Annotated in this window: 23 protein-coding genes and 1 pseudogene; 12 read left to right on the plus strand and 12 right to left on the minus strand. The window is 68.3% G+C overall.

Annotated elements, in window-relative coordinates; genetic code table 11:
• Window positions 1-5 precede the first annotated feature (5 nt).
• Window positions 6-1,205, plus strand: a complete 1,200-nt coding sequence (aztD, locus tag BK819_RS10525) for a zinc metallochaperone AztD (RefSeq protein ID WP_083391743.1) — start codon at window positions 6-8, stop codon at window positions 1,203-1,205.
• Between the two features lie 64 nt (window positions 1,206-1,269).
• Here the strand turns inward: aztD and BK819_RS10530 are convergent, their stop codons facing one another.
• The 5 genes and pseudogenes from BK819_RS10530 to BK819_RS10545 form a co-directional block, all read right to left on the minus strand.
• Complete coding sequence (locus BK819_RS10530; RefSeq protein WP_143049273.1) at window positions 1,270-4,047, minus strand: hypothetical protein; 2,778 nt, start codon at window positions 4,045-4,047, stop codon at window positions 1,270-1,272.
• Between the two features lie 263 nt (window positions 4,048-4,310).
• Window positions 4,311-4,826 (minus strand): hypothetical protein, encoded by a 516-nt coding sequence (locus BK819_RS10535; protein WP_071329082.1) that lies wholly within the window; start codon window positions 4,824-4,826, stop codon window positions 4,311-4,313.
• Between the two features lie 13 nt (window positions 4,827-4,839).
• Window positions 4,840-4,989, minus strand: coding sequence for a hypothetical protein (locus tag BK819_RS16545; RefSeq protein WP_143049274.1), 150 nt, complete (start codon window positions 4,987-4,989; stop codon window positions 4,840-4,842).
• 199 nt (window positions 4,990-5,188) lie between these two features.
• A pseudogene (locus tag BK819_RS17115) lies at window positions 5,189-5,326 on the minus strand (aminoglycoside phosphotransferase family protein); the annotation flags it as partial.
• A gap of 188 nt (window positions 5,327-5,514) precedes the next feature.
• The gene (locus BK819_RS10545; protein ID WP_071329084.1) at window positions 5,515-6,132 is read right to left on the minus strand and encodes a cyclodeaminase/cyclohydrolase family protein; all 618 of its coding nucleotides are present in this window, start codon (window positions 6,130-6,132) and stop codon (window positions 5,515-5,517) included.
• Between the two features lie 64 nt (window positions 6,133-6,196).
• Here BK819_RS10545 and BK819_RS10550 point away from each other — a divergent pair, with 64 nt between their 5' ends.
• Window positions 6,197-6,586: a hypothetical protein gene (locus BK819_RS10550; protein ID WP_071329085.1), complete on the plus strand. Its 390-nt coding sequence runs from the start codon at window positions 6,197-6,199 to the stop codon at window positions 6,584-6,586.
• A 16-nt stretch (window positions 6,587-6,602) separates the two neighbouring features.
• On the opposite strand, the gene BK819_RS16830 is transcribed toward BK819_RS10550, so the two are convergent.
• On the minus strand, window positions 6,603-7,274 hold the full coding sequence (locus BK819_RS16830; protein WP_071329086.1) for a hypothetical protein: 672 nt from the start codon (window positions 7,272-7,274) through the stop codon (window positions 6,603-6,605).
• A gap of 90 nt (window positions 7,275-7,364) precedes the next feature.
• On the opposite strand from BK819_RS16830, the gene BK819_RS16835 reads away from it, so the two are divergent.
• Both BK819_RS16835 and BK819_RS10565 read left to right on the plus strand, forming a co-directional pair.
• Complete coding sequence (locus tag BK819_RS16835; protein ID WP_071329087.1) at window positions 7,365-7,619, plus strand: type II toxin-antitoxin system VapB family antitoxin; 255 nt, start codon at window positions 7,365-7,367, stop codon at window positions 7,617-7,619.
• Window positions 7,616-8,020 (plus strand): hypothetical protein, encoded by a 405-nt coding sequence (locus tag BK819_RS10565; RefSeq protein WP_071329088.1) that lies wholly within the window; start codon window positions 7,616-7,618, stop codon window positions 8,018-8,020. The genes BK819_RS16835 and BK819_RS10565 overlap by 4 nt, the downstream gene beginning before the upstream one ends.
• Before the next feature lie 8 nt (window positions 8,021-8,028).
• Here the strand turns inward: BK819_RS10565 and BK819_RS10570 are convergent, their stop codons facing one another.
• Window positions 8,029-9,837, minus strand: coding sequence for an oleate hydratase (locus tag BK819_RS10570; RefSeq protein ID WP_071329089.1), 1,809 nt, complete (start codon window positions 9,835-9,837; stop codon window positions 8,029-8,031).
• A 131-nt stretch (window positions 9,838-9,968) separates the two neighbouring features.
• Here BK819_RS10570 and BK819_RS10575 point away from each other — a divergent pair, with 131 nt between their 5' ends.
• The 3 genes from BK819_RS10575 (at window position 9,969) to BK819_RS10585 (ending at window position 11,294) form a co-directional block, all read left to right on the plus strand.
• A complete protein-coding gene (locus BK819_RS10575) occupies window positions 9,969-10,283 on the plus strand; it encodes a hypothetical protein (RefSeq protein WP_083391744.1) in 315 nt (104 codons plus the stop codon).
• Window positions 10,284-10,317: 34 nt separating this feature from the next.
• The gene (locus tag BK819_RS10580) at window positions 10,318-10,935 is read left to right on the plus strand and encodes a hypothetical protein (RefSeq protein WP_071329090.1); all 618 of its coding nucleotides are present in this window, start codon (window positions 10,318-10,320) and stop codon (window positions 10,933-10,935) included.
• Window positions 10,936-11,018: 83 nt separating this feature from the next.
• Complete coding sequence (locus BK819_RS10585; protein WP_025102568.1) at window positions 11,019-11,294, plus strand: hypothetical protein; 276 nt, start codon at window positions 11,019-11,021, stop codon at window positions 11,292-11,294.
• Between the two features lie 364 nt (window positions 11,295-11,658).
• Here BK819_RS10585 and BK819_RS10590 read toward each other — a convergent pair whose 3' ends face one another.
• Window positions 11,659-13,233 carry a histone-like nucleoid-structuring protein Lsr2 gene (locus BK819_RS10590; RefSeq protein WP_071329091.1) on the minus strand — a complete coding sequence of 525 codons (1,575 nt, stop codon included), beginning with the start codon at window positions 13,231-13,233 and terminating at the stop codon, window positions 11,659-11,661.
• A gap of 269 nt (window positions 13,234-13,502) precedes the next feature.
• Here BK819_RS10590 and BK819_RS10595 point away from each other — a divergent pair, with 269 nt between their 5' ends.
• From BK819_RS10595 to BK819_RS10605, 3 genes are all read left to right on the plus strand, one after another.
• On the plus strand, window positions 13,503-13,853 hold the full coding sequence (locus tag BK819_RS10595) for a hypothetical protein (protein ID WP_071329092.1): 351 nt from the start codon (window positions 13,503-13,505) through the stop codon (window positions 13,851-13,853).
• A gap of 68 nt (window positions 13,854-13,921) precedes the next feature.
• A complete protein-coding gene (locus BK819_RS10600) occupies window positions 13,922-14,731 on the plus strand; it encodes a hypothetical protein (RefSeq protein ID WP_071329093.1) in 810 nt (269 codons plus the stop codon).
• Window positions 14,721-15,767: an ImmA/IrrE family metallo-endopeptidase gene (locus BK819_RS10605; protein WP_083391745.1), complete on the plus strand. Its 1,047-nt coding sequence runs from the start codon at window positions 14,721-14,723 to the stop codon at window positions 15,765-15,767. Before BK819_RS10600 ends, BK819_RS10605 begins: the two co-directional genes overlap by 11 nt.
• Window positions 15,768-16,089: 322 nt before the next feature.
• Here the strand turns inward: BK819_RS10605 and nrdF are convergent, their stop codons facing one another.
• Genes nrdF through nrdH form a run of 4 tightly spaced genes read right to left on the minus strand, consistent with a single transcriptional unit; the run spans window position 16,090 to window position 19,925 of the window.
• Window positions 16,090-17,070: a class 1b ribonucleoside-diphosphate reductase subunit beta gene (gene nrdF, locus BK819_RS10610; RefSeq protein WP_060922463.1), complete on the minus strand. Its 981-nt coding sequence runs from the start codon at window positions 17,068-17,070 to the stop codon at window positions 16,090-16,092.
• A gap of 39 nt (window positions 17,071-17,109) precedes the next feature.
• On the minus strand, window positions 17,110-19,254 hold the full coding sequence (nrdE, locus tag BK819_RS10615) for a class 1b ribonucleoside-diphosphate reductase subunit alpha (protein WP_029989124.1): 2,145 nt from the start codon (window positions 19,252-19,254) through the stop codon (window positions 17,110-17,112).
• Entirely contained in the window at window positions 19,251-19,685 is a 435-nt protein-coding gene (gene nrdI, locus BK819_RS10620) for a class Ib ribonucleoside-diphosphate reductase assembly flavoprotein NrdI (protein WP_071329095.1), read from the minus strand. The genes nrdE and nrdI overlap by 4 nt, the downstream gene beginning before the upstream one ends.
• Before the next feature lie 6 nt (window positions 19,686-19,691).
• Window positions 19,692-19,925: a glutaredoxin-like protein NrdH gene (nrdH, locus tag BK819_RS10625; RefSeq protein WP_017202656.1), complete on the minus strand. Its 234-nt coding sequence runs from the start codon at window positions 19,923-19,925 to the stop codon at window positions 19,692-19,694.
• A 377-nt stretch (window positions 19,926-20,302) separates the two neighbouring features.
• Here nrdH and BK819_RS10630 point away from each other — a divergent pair, with 377 nt between their 5' ends.
• Both BK819_RS10630 and BK819_RS10635 read left to right on the plus strand, forming a co-directional pair.
• On the plus strand, window positions 20,303-21,511 hold the full coding sequence (locus tag BK819_RS10630; RefSeq protein ID WP_177173824.1) for an MFS transporter: 1,209 nt from the start codon (window positions 20,303-20,305) through the stop codon (window positions 21,509-21,511).
• A complete protein-coding gene (locus BK819_RS10635) occupies window positions 21,508-22,425 on the plus strand; it encodes a sugar kinase (RefSeq protein ID WP_071329097.1) in 918 nt (305 codons plus the stop codon). The genes BK819_RS10630 and BK819_RS10635 overlap by 4 nt, the downstream gene beginning before the upstream one ends.
• The last annotated feature ends 26 nt before the right edge of the window (window positions 22,426-22,451 follow it).

The following is a 22,451-nucleotide window of genomic DNA, read 5'->3' on the forward strand; positions in this document are numbered from 1 at the left end:
ACCGCATGAAGACACTCCCCCTGCGCCGGGCGCTGGTCGGGGCGGTCGCCCTCGGCGCCGCCGTGACGCTCGCCTCCTGCTCGACCACGGCCGGAGCCGGCTCCGCCGCGAGCGACGCCCCGGAATCGGACGCCGGCCCCCGGGTGGCCGTCTCGTATGAGGGCGGCATCCTCGTCCTCGACGGCGAGACCCTCGACACCGTCGCCGACTTCGACTCCGAGCCGTTCACCCGCCTGAATCCGGCCGGCGACGGTCGCCACGTCATGGTGACGATGAGTGAGGGCTTCCAGGTGCTCGACACCGGGGCCGGATCAGCCGACGAGGCGGTCCTGACCGACACGGTGTTCGAGGCCGACACCCCCGGCCACGTCGTCCGCCACGGTGGCAAGACCATCCTCTACTCCGACGGCACGAGCGACACCACGATCTTCGACACCGCTGACCTCGGCGACGGCGGTCTCCCGGAGGTGGAGACCGTCGACGGCGTCGAGGCACACCACGGCGTCTCGGTGCTGTTGGAGGACGGCACCTTCCTCACCACGGTGGGCGATGCGGACGGTCGCAGCGGCATCGTGGTGCGCGATGCGGACGGTACGGAGATCGCCTCGTCCGACCAGTGCCCCGGCGTCCACGGCGAAGGCACGGCGGCCGACGAGGTGGTCGTCTTCGGCTGCGAGGACGGCGCGCTGGTCTACAAGGACGGCGAGATCACCAAGCTCGCCGCTCCCGACCAGCCCTACGGCCGCATGGGCAACGCGTACGTGAGCGAGACGAGCCCGATCATCGTCGGGGACTACAAGAACGACCCCGACGCCGAGGGCTACCTGCTGGGCGCGGTCACGCTCATCGACACCGCGGCGATGACGTCCGAGGTCGTGTCCCTGCCCGAGGGGGCGGAGTACACCTTCCGCGACGTCGCGCGCGGCCCGGGCGACCTGGCCTACATCCTCGGTGCCGACGGCGCCATCCACGTGCTCGACCCGGAGACCGGCGAGATCACCGACTCCTACCCGGTGATCGAGGCGTGGGAAGGGCCCGCCGAGTGGCAGGACCCGCACCCCGCCATCGTCGTCGCCGGCGATATCGCGTACGTGACCGAGCCGGCCGCGAACAGCGTGCACGCCGTCGACCTCACCACCGGCGAGGTGCTCGCGAGCACGGAGCTGGAGGTTACGCCGAACGAGATCGCGCCGGCCGCCGGCTGATCCTCGTCACGGCGGGTCCGTCCTCTCCCGGGCGGACCCGCCGCGCGCGTGCGGAGGGGTCGGGTCAGCGCGATCCGGGATGCCCGTGGCGCGTGCGGCGAAGCCGCCGCGCCGCGAGGAGCGCGGCCCCGAGGAGGACGAGCAGACCACCGGCGCCGGCCGCCGCGGCCGCGCCCGGCGCAAGACCTGTCGTCGCGAGGCCGGAGGCGGATCCGCCGGTGGCCCCGGTCCCCGGCCCTGGTCCACCGCCCGTCCCGGGATCCGGGTTCTCGGGTTCCGGCTCGGGCTCGGGGTCGGGGCCGGAGCGGGGGTCGTAGACGTTCGTCACCGTGCACACGGTGTCGACCCCTGTGGTCACCTGGACGACGTCGCCCTCCAGCACTCCCCCGGTGCACTCCCAGCCGTCGCTGCGGTAGTCCGCGGTGGGCGCGCCCGCGACCGCCCGCTCCGAGAGCCGGAACGCACCGGCCCCGAGCGGAGCCAGGGTCACCGCCGTCTCGCCGGACGCTCCCTCGATGCGCGGGCGCGGGAACTCCCCGCCACCGATCGCACGCAGGGTCCAGTCCGTGGCGTCGGCGGGCCCGGCCGGTGCTCCCGGACCGTCCCCGACGACGGTCTTCCGGAGCGTCAGAGTGCCGCCGACGAAGGTGTTCGTGGCGGTGCAGATCGCGTCCTCCCCGAATCCCAGCGTCGCCGTGGTCCCGTCCCAGGTCGTGCCGGTGCAGGACCACTCACCCTCATAGCCGCTCGGGCCGTCCTCGGAGAAGATGTACTCCCCCGGCGGAAGCTGCATGTCGGTGACGAACTCCGAGCCGCTGGGGCCGGAGAGTGCCGCGTTGCCCGGGCCGCGGGCCTTCAGCTCGAAGTCGCCGGGCACCGCGCGTCCGCGCTCGCCGTTCACGACCTGCTTGACGAGAGTCAGGCTCGGCGTGATCGATGCGTTGGTCAGGATGCAGACGACATCAGCCGACGGAGGCACCTGGACCACGTCGCCGGTCACCGTCCCGCCCGAGCAGTTCCAGCCGAGCGGGTCGTAGCCGGTGGGGCCGTCCTGCTCGCTGAGCGTCCACGCACCGGGGGCGACGGCGGCCTGGGTGACCGCCGGCGAGTTCGCCGGTCCCGAGACGGTGGCGGTGCCATCGGTGGCGGACAGGGTCCACGCCGAGGGCAGGGCCGGAGTCCCGAAGGCGGAGGCGACCTGCTTGCGCAGCGTCAGGGTCGACTGGGTCCAACGGTTCGTGACGGTGCAGATCACACTCTCCAGCGGCACGACCTCGACGGTGTCGCCGGAGCCGACGGGAGTGCCCTCGTCATCGACGCACGACCAGCCCTCGCTCACATAGGACCCCGCCTTCGGAGCGGTGCTCGCCTCCGACAGAGTGAAGGTCCCCGGAGCCACCGCCGCGAAGCTCACCTTGCCCGAGCCGGAGACGCCGCTGATGACGGTGTCGGCCGATGTCGCGGTGAGCTCCCAGTCCTGCGCGGTGAGGAGACCGCCGCCGGCGTTCACGACGTTCTTCACGAGAGTGAGCTGGCCGACCTCGAGGGTGTTCGTGACCGTGCAGGTCACGTCCGCTCCGGCACCGACGGTCACGGTGTCGGCGGTCAGGGTGCCACCGGTGCACGACCAGGGGCCGTCCGCATACCCGGCAGGGCCGTCCGCCTCGGCGAGCGTGTAGTCGCCGACCGGCACCGGGACGCGGGTGACCGCAGCGGATCCCGAGGCGCCGGTGACGGTCTCCGGGCCTGCGGCGGTCAGGGTCCAGTCGGATGGCGGCTGGTCGCTGCCCACCACGTTCTTGACGAGGGTGAGCCAGCCGCCCGCGAAGGTGTTGGTGATACGGCACGTGATGTCGGATCCTTCGCGCACGTAGAGGAGTGCCCCGTCGATCCCACCGTCGCTCGTGGCGTCGACGCAGGTCCACGCGCCGCCGCTGTATCCGGCGGGACCGCTCTCGGCGAGCGTGTAGGCGCCGGGGTCGATGGAGGCGTGATCGACGGCGTCCGACCCGGAAGGGCCGGAGATCCGCTCGGGTCCGCTCGCAGTCAGGACGAAGTCCGATGGGGCGGCCAGTGGGAATCCGGTCGCCGCCGGGTCGACGACCTCCTTGACGAGCGTCAGGTGGGGCAGATCCCCGGTGTTGGTGATCTGGCAGGTCACCGCACCGCCGAGGGTCACCTCGAACTGATCACCGGCCACGGGAACGGCGGTGACCGCGCCGGTCGTCAGATCCCGCCGCTCGCAGGTCCAGGGTCCTGCCACATAGCTTCCCGGCCCGCCGGACTCGCTCAGCGTGTACGTGCCGATCCGTGCCGGCTGGTTCTGCACCGCGGCCGAGCCGCCCGCACCTTCGATGGTCGAGGGCCCCTGCGCCCGCAGGGTCCACTCCGACGGAGTCGCACCCCCGCCCTGAACGTTCTTGACGAGCGTGAGGCTGCTCCGGATCGCGTTGTTCTGCACCGTGCAGGTCATCGACTGGTTCGCGGTGATGGTGATCGTGCGCTCCGGCTGCGTCGTCACGTCGCCGTCGCAGTTCCACGAGAAGAAGGCGTACCCGGCCACGCCACCGGTCTCGAAGATGCGGTAGGTGCCGGGCGGGATGAGGCGCGACTGCACGCCGTTGAGGCCGTCGCCGGTGAAGGTCTCCCCCGTGGCCACGTTGACCGCGTGCATCGTCCACAGGGTGCGGTCTCCAAGACTGGCCCCCGTGTCGAGGTTCTCGATCGCCTTGAAGAGCGAGAGCCTTGCCGTGGGTTCGGCGGCGACGGCGGGAAGAGCACCACCGATGCCGACGACCGCGGCCAGCAGCACGCCCAGAACTCCGAATCGGACTCTTCTCATCGACTGGCCCCCGCCCCGGGTGCGGATGCCCACCCGTCACCTCACCGTAGGGGCGGGGGCCGCGGCAGGGCAAGGGCCGGTGGAGGCGGCGGTAGGCGGCGGTAGGCGGCGGAACGCACTCGCAGCGGAGCGCCCGCCGGGGGAGGGAGTTGGGTGGCAGGCGCTCCGTCGGCCGCAGCGTGACCGTCGAGGCCCCCCAAGCCGATCCCGTGCAGCACGTTCAGGATGAACCATGCGCAGGGCGCGCGCAACGGGTGTGTCCGTCAGTGTCCGTGCGCGAGCTGCTGGACGAGCACGACGACACCGCCGAGCCCGACGAGGATTCCCAGGGCGATGAGCTGCTGCCACCCGCTCACCCCGGTCCGGCGGACGGCGACGTACCCGATGAGCCCGAGGATCGCGACGTACACGATCGACGCGATGGTCAGCGCCGTCCGCAGCTCGATCCATCCGAGCACGGCCGCGAGGAGGACGAGCAGCGGCACCGCCGCCGAGCCGAGCGCCGTGCCGGTGAGCCCCAGGACCTCACGCAGGTCCGCTCCCCGGGGGAAGCTGCCATGCGTCGCGAGGTGCGCGACCAGATCGGCGGCGAGGCCCGCGAGCGCGATCGCGACGATGCCGATCAGCAGGGTCACCGTGGCCTGCAGGGCGCTGGTGTGCGCCACGTTGGCGTTCTGCACGAGCACGATGGCGAGCCCCGTGAAGGTCGCGTACACGCGCTCCTTGATCGCGGCGCGGTCGTGCTCGGGCCGAGCGGCATCGGAGTCCGGCGTGCTCATGGGCGGGATGCTATCAAGCCAGCCCTGCCGACCGCAGCGCATCGTCGAGCACCGTCGCGGCGGGAGCGATCGCGGGCTCACCGTCCTCGATGTCCCACAGTGTGTTCTGCAAGAGCCGCGCGGTCGTCCAGCGTGCCGCGCGGGCGCGGTCGAGGTGCAGCATCTCGGTGCAGGAACCGGCTGCCGGGCGTCGCGGGGACGTCCGCGACGAGGCGCCGCCACCGGTCGAACCGCCGTCGGTCCTCTCGGGTCAGCAGCGTGCCCGCCTCCGTCGCATCGTCCAGCATCTGCGACACCACCGCCTCCAGTCGCGGAAGGCCGGCCGGCGGGTCGACGCGATGCAGACGTGCGAGGAGGGATCTGACGATGCGCGTGGCCTCATCGTCATCGTCCATCGCCTCGAGGCTGCGCTCGGCATCGAGGCGCTCCAGGAGCATCGCTCCGCGATCCGGGGCGCTCGCGAGGAGGCGGACGATCCCTCGCCCGTCCCACCGCGCCAGCCCGAATACTGCCGCATCGACCTCCGGCCCCCGGCTGCTGCAGCTTCACCACGGCGGTGAGGCCGTCCGCCCGCCGGACCGGGACGACGATCCCCGCCTCGCCGGGCAGGAGGGGCCCGTCCGGAGAGAGACCCCAGGCGTCCAGGACCTCGGCGGCCCGTTCAGGCAGCGGACTTTCGTGCGCCATGTCAGTCCAGGCGCGCGGAAAGCTCCACGGTGATCCGGGCGACCTGAGTCCGCGCCTCCGCCAGTCGCCCGACCTCCTCATCGAGCCCTGCCTGCACCGCGGCCGACGCCCCGTGCCTGCGAGCGAGCTGCAGATTCGCGCGGAGGTTCAGGGACGCCCCTGCCAGCCCCGCGGCGAGCGCCTCCGTCGCCACCGCGAGGTCCACCGCGACGTGCGGGTTCCCGTGGGCGGCGAGCGTGCGCGCCTCGTCGACCACGGTGATACCGAGGCGACCGAGTCGCGCGACGGATGCGGCCGCCTCGAGGGCGGCGCCTCGCACCGCCTCCTCCCGCTCGGGGTCTTCCGGCACCCGTGCGAGCGCGGCGCCGAGATCCGCCGAGACCACACCGGCGGCTTCGACCGCCTCCAGAAGCTCTGCGCGAGTGCCGTCGAGACGGCCGGCGATCTCGGCGACGGCGTCGTCGCGGGTGTATCCGGCGACCATGCCCATCAGCCCGGTCGCCAGGCCGAGCATCACCCCCGTCGCGGCTCCGCCACCCGGCGAGCCGGTGGGCTGGCTGAGCGCGTCGAGCCAGGCGTCCAACGGTCGTGACGTCGGGATGTCTGCGGAATCCGTCATGCCGGTCAGACTATCCGCGTGCAGGCGTGACTCCCCCACTCGTTCCCCTCTCTACGATGGAGTCGTGCAGCTCGTGGATACCCTCTCCGTCGTCGGTGAGGTGCTGTCCTGGATCGGCCTCGGCGTCGGGATCCCGTTCCTCATCGTGGCCCTGCTGATCCGGCTCGTCGAGGGGCAGTGGGTCCCCGTCGAGATCGCCGTGATCGATCGGGACGGCCGCCCCACCGCTCGCTGGTTCGCGGGCGGCGACTTCCACGAGCGACCGTTGCGCCGCAGCGAGCCCACGGCCACCACCGATGGATGGGTCGACGGTTTCCACAGCTCGAACGACCCGGCTCGCATCCGGATCGGTGAGCCGCCGCATCTGCGCCGGGTGCTGCGGACTGTCGGAGTCGTCTTCGCCGCGGTCGGTGCCGTCGGCCTGATCGTGTCGTTCCTCCCGCTCGTCCTCTGACTCGGGCCGCTGGGCGTCACGCCCTCGACGGGCACTCCGAGGGACCTCGACCGAACGACTCCAGCGCCACGCGGTACGCGGCGGAATCGCTCCGCACCTCATCGGTGACCAGAAGGGCGTGCGGTCCGATCTGCCGGACGTACGTCCCCTGGGACGGCAGCGTCACCACCCTTCCGAGGCCGCGCCGCCAGGCGTCGGCCAGGGCGGACACGTCGCGGTGTTCGGGGCTGTCCGCCAGGGCCGTGAGGTGCGTCGCGAGATGTGCCTCGGAGCCGCGCCGCTCCCAGTCGCGGTACGCCGCATCATCGAACACCTCCACCCCGAACGCGTCCCGCGCTGTGGGCCCGACGATCCGCCCGAGCAGCGTCTCCCGCTCGTCAGGACTCAGCGTCGTGGCGACGGCGCGGTCGAGCAGCGCCTGGTCGGGCTCGGTCGCGGCGTGCGCGACAGCGTCGCCCCAGATCCGGGGCCACACCTCCGCCCAGCGCGCTCGGGTCTCCTCGTCCACGCGCCGCGCGGCTGCCGCCGGTCGGTCGACCAGCGGCGGTGGGAGCGCGTCATCGGCGGGATCCAGCCCGTGCGCCTCGCGGATCCAGAGGAGCTCCAGCAGCGTGTGCGGACGATCCTCGACGGTGATGATCATGTCGTGCGGCCACGGGTTCCCGGGCATCGGTCGGGTCGAACGCATGCGCCCTACCCTCCCCCCGTCAGCCGACGACCGCCGGCCGACAGCCTTATATACTGTCCTATACAAGAGCGCGGGGAGGAAGGAACGACCATGACCGTCACATCCATCGACATCGACCCCGACGAGTTGAAGCAGGCCAAGAGGCTCGCCGGCACGACCTCCAACCGCGAGACCGTGGATCTCGCCCTACGCACCCTCATCGCGGTACGTCGCCAGCCCGCCGCCGTCGAACGCATCATCGGCCGCCGTTTCGAGGCCGAACAGATCGACGCACCGACGGTGGTTCCCGAGCCGATGCCGGAGCGGCGCGAGGGCGCTGGACGGAGCGCGAGCACTCCCCGGTGACCATCTACCTCGTCGACAACAGCATCTGGCAGAAGGCAGGGAGAAGCGCCGCGATCGCCGACCGCCTCCGCTCCCTCTCGCCGAACCACCTCCTCATCACCTGCCCGCCGCAGGTGCTCGAGTACTGCCACTCGGCCCGTGACGCGGCGGAGTACGCCGCTCTGCGGGAAGACATGGAGGAGCTGCTCCCCGCCTGGGAGCATCCCGACGAGCGGATAGCCCTGGACATCCAGCAGGAGCTCTGGACCAACGGATTCCTGCGAGCCGCGGCTGCCTTCGACTGCCTGATCGCGGCGTACGCCGTCGTCAACGACGCCGTGATCCTCAACTCCGACCACGACTTTGGATACATCGAGCTGGCGACGGCGGGCCGAGTCCGCCAGGAGTACGTCGCCGCCTGAACGCATGCTCACGCGATCGCGTCGTCGTCCCGCGGGCGCGGCACCGTCGCGCCATGCGCGGGGATGAGCCCGAAGTCCGTCAGCAGCTCTCCCATCTGCGTGTTGTCGAGCTTGTCGAGGAGGCGGCCCTGGAGGAAGTTCGGGCCGGGGATGTGGACGGCCTCGCCGTCGCGCAGCCGCGCGGTCGCCTTGAGGAGGTAGCGGATGTCGTAGGTCGAGTTGAAGACCTCCGGCACGCCGCGTTCCACGTCGAGCAGCTGATAGGTGGCCTCCATCGCCGTGCGCACGGAGTACTCGGTGGTGAAGATCGTGTCGCGCGTCGTCTCGGCGAACTGTCCGAGGAAGGCGAAGTTGACGCTTCCCTCCGGGACCACCTGCGGACGGTCGCCGGCCCGGCGCGGCATGACGAAGGAGGTCACGTACGGCATCATCACCGGGACCGTCTTGGCCGCCGACGCGGCGAGCTCGGCGATGTCCTCCACCGGCACACCGAGGTGGTAGAGCCACTCCTGCGCGATCTCCTCGCCCGTGCACTCCTGCATCGGCTTCTTGACGTAGTCGCCGGGCGTCTCGACGAAGAGCCCGTACACCCAGACCACGATCTCGTTCGGCTTCTGCGCCTTGAAGTGCGGTTGCCGGTTCACCGTCCAGCTCATCAGCCAGGCCGAGTCCTTGGCGGTGACGATCCCGCCCGTGACGACCTTGCCGCTGAAGGGGTCGCGCTTGCAGATCTTCTCGATGTACTTCGGGATGCGCTCGTCGACGGTGGTGACCGTGGCGGACTCCCACTTCGTCTTGTCGATGTCGCTGCAGAACACCTCCGGTCGCCCGAACGCCGGCGACTTCGCGGCGATCCGCTTCCAGAGGTCCCAGGCCGGGGCCGGGCCGGTCTTCAGCTCCGGAGCGGTGTGCTGGTCGCCGTTGCCGGAGTTCTCCGTCAGCGACCCGATCGTCGCCAGACACAGGTCGTCCGGACCGAGGTCGACGCCGCCGGGCTCGCCGTCGGCGATCCAGTCGATGCGCGTCGCCTGGATGCGACCGTCCTCGATGTCGAACTGGATGTCCGTCACTGTGTGATGGAACCGGAACTGCACGCCGTGGTCGTCGAGGAACTTCCGCATCGGCAGCACGAGCGACTCGTACTGGTTGTACTTCGTGAACTTCAACGCGGAGAGGTCGGGCAGCCCGCCGATGTGGTGCATGAAGCGGTGCAGATACAGCTTCATCTCCAGGGCCGAGTGCCACTCCTCGAACGCGAACATGGTCCGCCAGTACAGCCAGAAGTTGCTGCCGAGGAAGTCGTCACCGAACACCTCGTCGATCCGCTTGCCCTCCATCTCCTCACGGGTGGCGAGGATGACGGCGACGATCTCCTTCTGCGCCTTCTCCGAGAGCGTGAAGAGCTTGTCCGTATGCGCATCCTGCCCCTGCTTCTCGGTCACCCGGCACAGGGACACGTTGGGGTCGTCCTTGTTGAGCCAGTAGAACTCGTCGAGCACGCTGGCACCCTCGATCTCCAACGACGGGATGGAGCGGAACATGTCCCACAGGCATTCCATGTGGTCTTCCAGCTCGCGGCCGCCGCGGATGACGAACCCCTTCTCGGGGTACTTGATCCCATCGAGCGCGCCGCCGGGCAGCCCCAGCTCTTCGAGGATCGTGATCCGCTCCCCCGCGACCTGCCCGTCGCGGATCATGAAGATTGCGGCCGCCATCGCGGCGAGACCGCCGCCGACCAGCCAGACCGTCTTGTCGTCGGCCCCCTCCGGCTTCCGAGGCCGTGCGAATGCTTCGTAGTTTCCATTGCTGCGGTACATCTGTCCCACCCTCCGATTGGTTCGACACCGATGCGCACAGTCCAGCCGAAACCGATGCGGAAGGGAAGGGCTTCCTCCGCGAGCGGCCGGGGCTCGCCCTCGCCGAGTCGCGTGATCGCTAGGATCGCGGGGTGACTCAGATCCCTCCGTTGCCCCGTCGCCGAGCCTTCGGATGCGGAGTCGCCTCCGCCGCCGTGGCGGTCGTCGGGATCCTGCCGACCGCGATCGTCTTCGTCCTGGCGGGGACGGCGGACCCGAACTACGGATGGCTGGTGTTCCTCACGCTGCCGCTCGCGGTCCTCTTCGGTGGCATCGCCCTCCTCCTCGGCGTGATCGGGCTCGTCTTCGCCCGCGCCGACGACGGAGGGTATGCGTGGCCGGTCGTCGGAGCCGTGCTCGGCGTCGTGGCGCTCCTTCCCGCCGCCGCGTTCCTGTGGGGCGGCTGATCTCGTGCGCCAGAACCCACCCGCCAACAGACTGATGCTCGCGATAGCTGCCGCACTGGCGGCGTTCTTCGTCTGGGGGGCGCTCGTGCGCCCCCTGTTGGACGGCGAGCCACCCGTCGCGACCTCGCTCGTGTTCGGCGCAGGGGTGGCACTCGCCGGTCTGATCATCTGGATCGTGCTCGGACGCATCCGACGACTGCAGCGCGCCCAGCGGCGAGCGCTGCGGGAGCGTGAGCCGCAGGCACGGATCTTCGGCTCCTACGCCCTCAACGGCGTGGCCGCGTACCTCTCGCGCACGATCCCCCTTCTCGGACTCGGCGCCGCACCGCGCGGCCTGCTCACGGCGAGCCCCACCGGGGTCATCGAGCCCTCGGGCTTTCGGCTGGTCCGCGGCGGAGCGCGTCTCCTCACGGCCTACAGCGTTCCCCGGGACCGGATCCAGGGCGTGACGAGGGGCGGCATCCAGGAGGGCGCCTTCCTCTATCCGACCCTGGTGATCGTGGTCTCGCAGGATGCGGGACAGGTCGCGATCCCGGTCCCGGTGACCAGGGACGACGCGCCGCTTCGCCGAGAGTCACCGGCCGGCATGGATCGCCTCATCTCCGATGCGGCACGGATCTGGGGCGTCCCTGTGCTCGGGGACGGCGACTGACGCGAGCGACTCCGCGACCGGAATCGACGCGCGAGCGCGGGTGACTGATGCGTAAATCGACAGCGTGGTGGTTGATTGCAGCGATGACCGCCGTCTCGCTCATCACTCTCGGCCTCGTCATGACCTACCGTTTTTCGACTCCGCTCGTCGATCCTGCTCCGCCGACGCCGGACTACGGGGTCCAGGCGCTCGTCGCCGGCGTGACGATGGCGGCAGCGACGGCGGGTGGCCTCGGCGCGGGCGTGTACGCGACGAAACGCGAGGTCGCCCGAGGCCGCATCGTCGGCTGGACCGCCGCCGCGATGCTCGCGGGCACCGTTTTGGGAGCGGTGCTGGCCTTCGTCCTGAGCGCACGCTGAGGTCTACCCGATAGCCGCCGGAAGGAAGAGACCCGCGACCCGGATCATTGCGATGATCTTCGACCTTCCATGAAGGAGGGGAAGTCGGAAGCACCGAGGCCGTCCGGCGCAAAGAACGACTGAACAAAACTCCGGGCCGCTCGTTCCAGCTGCTCGGCTGTGAGATTGCTACCTCCGAGCGAGAAACCGTACGTACCGTCTTCGGGCCCGTTGGTCCACGTGAAATGGTAGGCGTGCACCCCATCTGAAGGTTCTGATTCGCGTACGTCGAACATCTCCCCACTGACGTCCAGAACCGTGTTCACATCCGCCACGCTACTGCGCAGCACAGCGCCACAGAACGGTCCGCGCCATTCGAGCGATCTCACACCCCGGTCAGCGATGTCGCTTCCTCGTACGCGGCCTTCAGCTCCGCGGACAGTCTGCCTCGTACACCGACCGCATAGCCGTTAGCGATCCCCCACGCGCGGATCTCCGCCGGCGACCCGGCGGCCACCCCCGGATCATTGCGTTGCGCGGCCGGTGCTTTCGGTGCGACCTTCGGGGCGGCAGTGAGCGCGGGCTGCAGGTGCTTCAACAGGGCAGCATACGTCTCAGGGGCGACGATGCGGGTTCCCAGCTCGTGTGCGCGCTCGAGTTTTCCGCCGGAGAACGACCCGTCGGTGACCAGCATCGCCGTCAATCCCGATACCGAGCCAAGAACTCGCACACCCAGCTCCCGAGAGCGATCCTCGAGTCGTGCACGCTGTCGGTCCTGCCCCACGAAGCCCGTGAACACGACCTTGTCCCCCACGCGCAGAGGGTCTCCGTACACCCACGTTGCCGGCAGCGGCCGCAGGCCTGCGCTCAGACGCGCAGCGCGGGCAGCATCAGCTTCGGCGATGAGGCCCGGCACCATTTTCGAGGGCAGCTGCAATGCCGAAGCGATGGCCTCGAGCTGCGCTCGCTCATCACCAGAGACATGCCCGTCGTCGAGCGCGTTGTGGGCTAGCGCCAGGAGTAGCGCGGTGTGCGCCGCTGTGATGTCAGTCGCGTTGAGGTCGTACGCCTCGACGAGGTCTTGGAGCGCGGCCGCCTCAGCGTCGGTGATGACGCCGTCCTCAAGAGCGTCGAGGACGGTCTCGACGTAGGTGAGGGACCCGACTGGAGCGCCCTCGTCCAGTACTTCCGCGAGGCTCAGTTTCGTCAGCTGTGCGATGAGCGCGGGTCGCTCCGGTGCCGTGGCGGTCCGCCGAGTGCGGCGACGAGTCGCCGACTCGTCCGGCAAGAACGTGAGCGGCGGGCGGCTGGGCCCTGTCGGCCAGACGACGCCGCGCGCCTCGTTCGGAACCGACATGAGCGCGGGGTGCGGCGACACTCGCCCCTGAGCCTGGAGGTAGTGGCGCAAGAGGCCGGCTGTCGCACGAGCGTCCCCGAGAGCCGAGTGCGCGTCGTTCAGAGGTACTCGGGCGCTCCAACAGCAGTCGATCAGACGACGTCGATCGAGGTTCGGGAGATAGTGGTGGCTGCCGTCGAGCGTGCAGTATGCAGGAAGCCACGGGACGTCCCACCCCGCCCGTCGGAACTCCGCACGGAGGAACCCGAGGTCGAAGCGCGCGTTGTGTGCAGCGATAGGAAGACCGGAGATGTAAGGGACGATGGAGGACGCAACATCGCGGAACAGTGGCGCATGGGCGACGTCTGCCTCCGTGATGCCGTGGATGTGAGTCGCTCCGACGGGGCCCTCCGGGTTGAACCGCGTCGACCACTCGTCGACGATCTGGCCGCGCTGATCTATACGCACCACCGCGAGTTCGAGCACACGGTCCCTCTTGGGCGACAGGCCCGTGGTCTCCACATCGATGATGGCGAAGTACGGCGACTGGGCCCGAGTTCGCACGGCCGGTGCCTCGTCCGTCTTTGTCCTTCCGCCATCGAACAGCCTCTTGAACCAGCTCATCCCCGCCCCTTCGTCTACGCCGATCCCACGGCGCACGACACCATCATGCCGAAGCCTGGCGACAGCCGAGACGTCTGACACCGCACGACCGTCACCGCTCGGGCGTCGCTGTCCCCCATCCCGCTTGGGATCTTGCCGGTTTGCACTTCAGTCGGGTGCGGGACCGCACCGCGTGTGACCCGGGTCGGCGATTACAGAAACCGAGACGAACGCCGCGGCGGGAGTCGATGGCGCGATGACGATGTCCGCTACGTAGATACGATGCCTCTATGCCTAACCAGAACCCGGAGTTCGCCGACATCTACGGCGTGGCGCCTCACGTCGTCCCCGACGCCCACGACGCACCACGCCGAAACGTTGTCGTGCACCCGCGTTCTGATGTTGTCACCGTTCTCGGACGCACGTCGCAGCGCGGAGGGTTCAACGAGCAGCACTGCATGCTTAGCGAAGTGGACCTGTCCTGCCGTCTGGACCTGCCGGGCATGTTCGACGTGCGCCACAAGCACAGCATCTTCCGCGCACACTTCACCCGGCCCAGCGACTGCGAGTTCTACGGTTCTCTTGGAACGGACGAAGCCGGACAGCTGCGGGAGTTCTACGACCGCGTCAGCGGTTTCTGACGAGACCGCGCATTGATCAACCGTCAGATAAGCTGGCAGACTTTGCTTCTCCATGAAAGGGCACAATTGTGCACGCGACCGGAACACCCGACTGGATCACCGAGCTGACCGCAGAACACGCGGCGCTGGCGCCCGGTGACGCCTGGGCGCTGTCCTGGGACGGTGCCCATGAAGGCGTTGTGGTCATCGCTCAGGTGCACGACGAGTTCGTGCTCGGCATCCCTCTGACGCACGGTGAGGCCAGCTCGACAGAGATTCCCGCAGTTCTCGGTGAGGTGGCGGTAACCCTCTGGCCGCAGGCGGAGACCGGCCTCGGGACCTTCCTCCTCCATCGCCGGCTGGGATGCGTACTTAACGACACGCAGCTGCGGGAGATGCGTCGGTGGGCTGCAGGGCGTGGGGAGTTGCAGACGCTTGTCCCCGGCTCAGGCGCCGCCAATGTGGATGAACTCATGCAGGTCCTGCAGGACTACCAGCGCCGCTGCTTCATCGAATGGCCGTCAGAGACCGAGGTGACCATCGACGTCAACGCCACCGGCATGACGCCCCGCCAGTTTCGCGACGCGACCGGCCTCGACACCGAACGGGTGGTGGATCTGTGGGACGGCCATCTCCTCACCGCTGAGGAACGCGAACTGGTGGAGGCGTCCTGGACGACTCACGCCTCCACTATCTCGACCCGGGAACTGTCATCGCCTGACGTGAAGCTGCTCGTCGTTGAGCTCTGCGAAGCTGCGGGCACCTCCGAGCGTGAGGCACGTAACGCCGCACGGAGTGCGTACGCTCTCGCTGCCCGCACGGACAGCGTCTCGGAACGCGCATCGACACGCGCAGCAGACACACTCCGCCTCCTCATCCAAGACGCCCATGCTTCCTGACGTTCGCACTGCCGCTGAATGGTTGCAGCCAGACAACATCGCCGCCGCAGCCGAGCACCTCCTCGAACACATGCCGTTCGACCAGCCGCGGGAAGCTCTTGAGTCGGACGTGATCCGAGCGCTCCAAGACTCCGACCACATCGACTTCGAATGGAGCTCCCGGGTCGACACCACCTGCGAGCTTCACGGCACGTACTCCAGCCCGCCCGCACGTATCAGAGTGTCACGAAAGCAACCCACCGCTCGGGCGCACTTCACTGCAGCGCACGAGTTCGGACATCACCTACAACGCCACGATGACCAGTGGGCGATGGATGTCATGGCCGTTCTTCGCCGCAGCGACCCCGTCATGATGCGTCATGTCGAAGAGGCCGTCAGCAACTGTGTCGCGGTGGACCTGCTCATGCCGGAGCGCATCGTCGAAGACGCGTGGACCGGCCAGCTGACCCCTGCGTTCATTCGCGCGCTGACACGCAACGGGCAGGTGTCGCGACAGGCAGCTATCATCCGCGCCTCGGCATGGTCTCAGGAGAGCGAACCGCACGCCGTCATCATCGTCGCTGACCCGCTCACTGGACTCGTGCTGTCATCTGTATCGCACGAGACCTCGAGCCTGACGCGCCCGCCGAAGAACAGCGTGCAGCCAGACTTCCGCGCGCTTCCCGCAGGCCCCGAAGGTATACGCGGGGCCACCGAAGGCTTCATCTACTCCACGAACTCCGCCCGCTCCGACATCACCTACGACTGGGGGTGGGATGCGAGTGGTACGCATCTGCTGATTGTCGCGCGACCCACCTACCGGTTCGGCACGGCGCAGTGGGATCGCGACGACGTCGAGTGCCAGTCCGCGAGCTGTGACAGTTCGTTCTCCCGCAACGATGCGGTGCTCTGCCCGACGTGTATGCACCACGTCTGCCCTGACTGCGGGGCGTGCGGATGTGAGCGCCGGCGCGGGACGACATGCGCGGACTGCGGGATGGAGATGTCAATCCGCGAGTCCCAGATCGGCACCACCCACGAAGAGTGCCCGTTCTGATACCCGCGGCTCGCCGTTAGAGTGGCGGGAGGTTGTCCAGGTTGTTCTTCGTCGTAGCGTCAGCCGTCGTCTCAGAAACTTCTTCCCTGTCGGAGTCTGCTCGAGTAGACCTCCGCGCGCTGCGGGCAGCTAAGGTAGGCGTGTTCGTCTGGCCAAGACCTGGTGAGATCCTTGGGAGTGACGTGCCGCTTGTTCGGCATCTGTCTCGCGCTCCGCTCTTAATGGCGTCTTACGCCAACTAGCGAACCGGTGCCACGTCCTAAGGCGTGTGCCAACTTCACCGTGGTGCGGCGTCACAATGCGTGACGCCGCACACACGCACTCAGAAGTCCCAGTCGTCGTCTTCCGTGGCCTCGGCCTTGCCGATGACGTAGGAGGAGCCCGAGCCGGAGAAGAAGTCGTGGTTCTCGTCCGCGTTCGGGGAGAGCGCCGACAGGATCGCCGGGTTCACGTTCGTGACGCTGGAGGGGAACATCGCCTCGTAGCCCAGGTTCATCAGGGCCTTGTTGGCGTTGTAGTGCAGGAACTTCTTGACGTCCTCGGTCAGCCCGACGCCGTCGTAGAGGTCCTGCGTGTACTGCACCTCGTTGTCGTAGAGCTCGTAGAGCAGGGAGAACGTGTAGTCCTTGAGTTCGTCCTTGCGCGCCTGGTCGGCCGTCTCGAGTCCGCGCTGGAACTTGTAGCCGATGTAGTACCCGTGCACGGCCTCGTCGCGGATGATGAGGCGGATGAGGTCGGCGGTGTTCGTCAGCTTCGCCTTCGACGACCAGTAGATCGGCAGGTAGAAGCCCGAGTAGAACAGGAACGACTCCAGCAGCGTGGAGGCGACCTTGCGCTTGAGCGGGTCGTCTCCCTGGTAGTAGTCCATGATGATCTGCGCCTTCTTCTGAAGGTTCGCATTCTCCGTGGACCAGCGGAACGCCTCGTCGATCTCCTTCGTCGACGCGAGCGTCGAGAAGATCGACGAGTAGCTCTTCGCGTGCACCGATTCCATGAACGCGATGTTCGTGTAGACGGCCTCCTCGTGAGGCGTGATCGCGTCGGGGATCAGCGACACCGCGCCGACGGTGCCCTGGATCGTGTCGAGGAGCGTGAGCCCGGTGAACACCCGCATGGTGAGCAGCTGCTCGTCGGGGGTGAGCGTGTTCCACGACTGCACGTCGTTCGACAGCGGCACCTTCTCCGGCAGCCAGAAGTTGTTCACCAGACGGTTCCAGACCTCGAGGTCCTTGTCGTCCTGGATGCGGTTCCAGTTGATCGCCTGCACGCTGGAGACCAGCTTGAGCGGGGAGTGAGGAGTCATTCTTGTCCTAGTTCCTGGGTCACTGAGCCTGTCGAAGTGTCAGAGCATGCACGAGACGCACTCGGTCATGTCGGTGCCCTCGAGCGCCAGCTGACGCAGACGGATGTAGTAGATCGTCTTGATGCCCTTGCGCCATGCGTAGATCTGGGCCTTGTTGATGTCACGCGTGGTGGCGGTGTCCTTGAAGAACAGCGTCAGCGACAGGCCCTGGTCGACGTGCTGCGTGGCCGCGGCGTACGTGTCGATGACCTTCTCGTAGCCGATCTCGTACGCGTCCTGGTAGTACTCCAGGTTGTCGTTCGTCATGAACGCCGCCGGGTAGTAGACGCGACCGAGCTTGCCTTCCTTGCGGATCTCGATCTTCGAGGCGATCGGGTGGATCGAGGAGGTCGAGTTGTTGATGTAGGAGATCGAGCCCGTCGGCGGCACGGCCTGCAGGTTCTGGTTGTAGATGCCGTGCTCCTGGATCGACGCCTTGAGCTGGACCCAGTCCTCCTGCGTCGGGATGTGCTTGCCCGCGAAGAGCTCCTTGACCTTCTCGGTCTCCGGGACCCAGGCGCGGTCGATGTACTTGTCGAAGAACTCGCCGGACGCGTAGGTCGAGTCGGCGAATCCGTCGAACGCCGTGCCGCGCTCGATCGCGAGCTGGTTCGAGGCGCGCAGCGCGTGGAACAGCACGGTGTAGAAGTAGATGTTCGTGAAGTCGACACCCTCCTCCGAGCCGTAGAAGACGTGCTCGCGGGCGAGGTAGCCGTGCAGGTTCATCTGACCCAGGCCGATCGCGTGCGACCGGTCGTTGCCGTCCTCGATCGAGCGGACCGAGCGGATGTGGCTCTGGTCGCTGACCGCGGTGAGCGCGCGGATCGCGGTCTCGACCGTCTGGCCGAGGTCGTCGGCGTCCATCGACAGCGCGATGTTCATCGAGCCGAGGTTGCAGGAGATGTCCTTGCCGATCTCCTTGTACGACAGGTCGTCGTTGTAGGTGGTCGGCGTGTTCACCTGCAGGATCTCGCTGCAGAGGTTCGACATGTTGATGCGCCCCTTGATGGGGTTGGCCTTGTTGACCGTGTCCTCGAACATGACGTACGGGTAGCCGGACTCGAACTGGATTTCGGCGACGGTCTGGAAGAACTCGCGGGCGTTGATCTTCGTCTTCTTGATGCGCGGGTCGTCGACCATCTCGCGGTACTTCTCGGTGACCGAGATGTCGCCGAACGGGACGCCGTAGACCTTCTCCACGTCGTACGGCGAGAACAGGTACATGTCCTCGTCGTTCTTGGCGAGCTCGAACGTGATGTCCGGCACCACGACACCGAGCGACAGCGTCTTGATGCGGATCTTCTCGTCCGCGTTCTCGCGCTTCGTGTCGAGGAAGCGCATGATGTCGGGGTGGTGGGCGTTGAGGTACACCGCACCCGCACCCTGACGCGCGCCGAGCTGGTTGGCGTAGCTGAAGCTGTCTTCGAGGAGCTTCATGACGGGGATGATGCCCGAGGACTGGTTCTCGATCTGCTTGATCGGGGCGCCCGCCTCGCGGATGTTCGACAGCAGCAGGGCCACGCCGCCGCCGCGCTTCGAGAGCTGCAGGGCGGAGTTGATGCCGCGGGCGATCGACTCCATGTTGTCCTCGATGCGCAGCAGGAAGCAGCTAACGAGCTCGCCGCGCTGGGCCTTGCCCGCGTTGAGGAAAGTCGGGGTGGCCGGCTGGAAGCGACCGGAGATGATCTCCTCGACGAGGTTCACGGCGAGCTTCTCGTCGCCGTCGGCCAGGGCGAGCGCGGTCATCACGACGCGGTCCTCGAAGCGCTCGAGGTAGCGCTTGCCGTCGAACGTCTTCAGCGTGTAGCTCGTGTAGTACTTGAAGGCACCCAGGAACGTCTCGAAGCGGAACTTCTTCGAGTAGGCGAGGTCGTTGAGCTTCTGCACGAAGTCGAACGAGTACTTCTCGATGACGGCGCCCTCGTAGTACTCCTTCTCCACGAGGTAGTCCAGGCGCTCCTTGAGCGAGTGGAAGAACACCGTGTTCTGGTTCACGTGCTGCAGGAAGTACTCCCGCGCAGCGCGCTTGTCGGCGTCGAACTGGATCTTCCCGTTCGCGTCGTACAGGTTCAGCATCGCGTTGAGCGCGTGGTAGTCCAGGCCCTCGTACGCGGGGTTCACCTTGAATGCCACTGTCTCGGTCACTGAAGATTCCACCGTCGTTCCAATCCGTCGCTCACGCGATCCACGTCGTCCTGTGTGCCGAAGATCTCGAGCCGATACAAGTGAGGCACGTGGCACTTGCGGCTGATGATGTCGCCGGCGAGGCAGAACGCGTCGCCGAAGTTGGTGTTGCCCGCGGAGATGACCCCGCGGATGTGGCGCCGGTTGCGCTCGTCGTTGAGGAACCGGATCACCTGCTTGGGCACGGCCCCCTTCTCGACCCCGCGCCCGACGCCCCCGCCATAGGTAGGGGTGACCAGCACAAAGGGCTCGTCGACGACGAGGTCCTCTTCGTTCCGGTGGAGGGGGATGCGTCGGGCGGGAAGCCCGAGCTTCTCGATGAAGCGCGCGGTGTTACCCGACACGCTCGAGAAGTAGACCAGGAGCGGCGCTGCGGTCGCGACGGCGCTCATGGTCGGTCACGCCAGGCGAGACGCGAGCTCGTCGATCTTGTCGGGACGGAAGCCCGACCAGTGGTCCTCGTCGGTGACGACGACCGGCGCCTGCATGTAGCCGAGCGCCTTGACCTGCTCCAGCGCCGTCGGGTCCTCCGACAGGTCGTGGATCTCGTACTCGATGCCCTTGGCATCCAGGGCACGGTAGGTCGCGTTGCACTGGACGCAGGAAGGCTTGGTGTACACCGTGATCGACATCTGAACCCCTCAAATCTCTGGTTTCTCCGGCAGACCTCCGCCGGGATCTCAATACTACATATAGGGACGGACATTCGGTGCGACCACAAGGGGTAGTAGTTACATCCGTGTAGTTTTTCCACCGCTCTCTACAGATACAACACAGGTTGTCCACCGTTTCTTCCACAGGCGGACCCCCTCTCCCGAGGTCGTCCAGCCGCGGGAAATCGCGGCTGGGAGGAGCCTGTGAGGGATCCATCCACAGGCGGCACCTTACGACGGGCTTCGGACATCCCCAGGCCTGTGGAATTCGTCGGTCGGCGTGTCCACGGCGTGTCGCGGCACCTCGGCCACCGGCCCGTCTCCCCGACGTCCCCGCGGCCCGGTACCGTTGTCTGGTGGCGGGCTATCGGGATCTTCTTCGCACGCCGGGAGTGGGCCGCATGATCGCCGCCCAGCTCACCGCGCGCTTCCCCAACGGGATGATGTCCTTGGCGATCCTGCTGCACGTCGAGCAGCAGACCGGATCGTACGGATCGGCGGGCCTCGTGCTCGCCGCGACCAGTGTCGGCCAGGCGGTCGCCGGCCCCATCACCAGCCGCTGGATGGGCGCCTGGGGCATGCGGCGGGTGCTGACCCTCACGCTGTCCGTCTGCGTGATCGCGGTGCTCGGTCTCGGGCTGCTGCCCCTCTCGGTTCCCGGCTACATGGCCCTCGGCATGATCGCCGGCCTCTCCACGCCGCCCGTGCAGGCGGCCGTCCGCACGATCTACCCCAAGCTCGTGAACGCCGGCCAGCTCACGCCGCTGTTCTCCCTCGACGCGTCCCTGCAGGAGATCATCTGGGTGCTGGCCCCGGTGGTCATCACCCTCGTCTCCACCCAGGTCGGCACCATGGAGGGCCTGCTCCTGGTGGCGATCGTCCTCGTCGCCGGCGGCGCATGGTTCATCCTCTCCCCCGAGGTCGGCCGCGTGCGCATCCCCCGCAGCCGCAATGCGCTGGGCAAGGTCGTGCTCAAGCCGCCCGTGCTCCTCGCGACGGTCATCGGCTTCCTTCTCATCGGCGCCTGCTCGGCGGTCGAGGTCGGCGTGGTCGCGACGTTCGAGCACGGCAGCCTCGCGGCGGGCCTCGTCCTCGCCGTCTTCTCCGCCGGCAGCCTGGCCGGCGGCCTCGCCTTCGGTCATATCCCGATCGGCCCCTGGGCCATGGCGCGCCGCCTGCTCATCGTCACCGTGGGCCTGGCCCTCACGATGGTGATGCTCAACGTGTTCTGGCTGGGCGGCACGCTCATCCTCGCCGGCATCGGCATCGCTCCCGCCCTGGCGGTGCTGTTCGCCATCACCACGGCCAGCGTGAAGTTCAGCGAGACCGCCGAGGCCTTCGGCTGGGCGGGCACCGGACAGCTCATCGGCGCCGCGGCCGGATCGGCGGTCGCCGGCTTCCTCGTCGACGTCGGCGACTGGCGCGGCGCCTACCTGGCCGCCACCATCTTCGCGGGCGTCGGACTGCTCGTCTCGATCGTGTTCGTGCGCTCCTTCCCCGATCTGCGTCACCGCGACGCGAGCCCCCATCCCGACACCGAGCCCCTGGCGGTCACCCCCTCATGAGTCCCTCCGTCCCGTCCTCCTCCCCCGCGATCGTGTGCGTCGGCGAGTCGATGGCACTGATCACGCCGACCGGCGCCGACCTCGCGTCCGCCGACACGGCGTCGATCACGCACGCCGGCGCGGAGGCGAACGTCGCGGTCGGCCTGGCGGCCGCGGGCCACCGCGCCGCCTGGGCCTCTCGCCTCGGCGACGATCCCCTCGGCCGACGTCTCACCGCCGAGCTGGAACAGCGTCGCGTCGAGCTGTGGACCGAGCTCGACGCCGAGGCGCCGACCGGTGTGATGTTCAAGGATCCCGGCGTGGAGTCGTCGGCCGTCTACTACTACCGCCGCGGCTCGGCCGCCTCGCGCATGGCACCGGGGTTCCTGTCCCCCGCGCAGCTCGCCGGCGTGCGCATCGTGCACACCACGGGCATCACGCCTGCCCTGTCGCCGACCTGCCTGGCGATGGTCGACCAGCTCTTCGCCGACGCGCGCACCGCCGGAGCCGTCGTCTCCTTCGACGTGAACGACCGCCGGGCGCTGTGGAGGCCCGAGGAGGCGTCCGCCACCCTGGCTCGCCTGGCCGACGCCGCCGACATCGCCTTCGTCGGCCGCGATGAGGCCGAGCGCATCTGGGGCACCGCCACGGCGGCGGAGATCCGCGCCCACCTCCCGCACTGCGGTCTGCTCGTCGTCAAGGACGGCGACGTCGGCGCCACGGCCTTCCTCGGCGACGCGGACCCGGTGTTCGTGCCCGCCCCGACCGTCGACGTCGTCGAGCCCGTCGGTGCCGGAGACGCCTTCGCCTCCGGGTTCCTCGCCGCGACGCTCGACGGCGCCGACCTCGACACCCGCCTGGCCGCCGGACATGAGGCCGCCGCGCGGGTGCTCCGCATCGCGGCCGACCTGCCACCTCTGGAGCCCGCGCGCTGACGCCGCCCGCCGCGTCCCAGGGCGGT

It is taken from the genome of Microbacterium sp. LCT-H2, assembly GCF_001866135.1.
GTDB lineage: Bacteria > Actinomycetota > Actinomycetes > Actinomycetales > Microbacteriaceae > Microbacterium.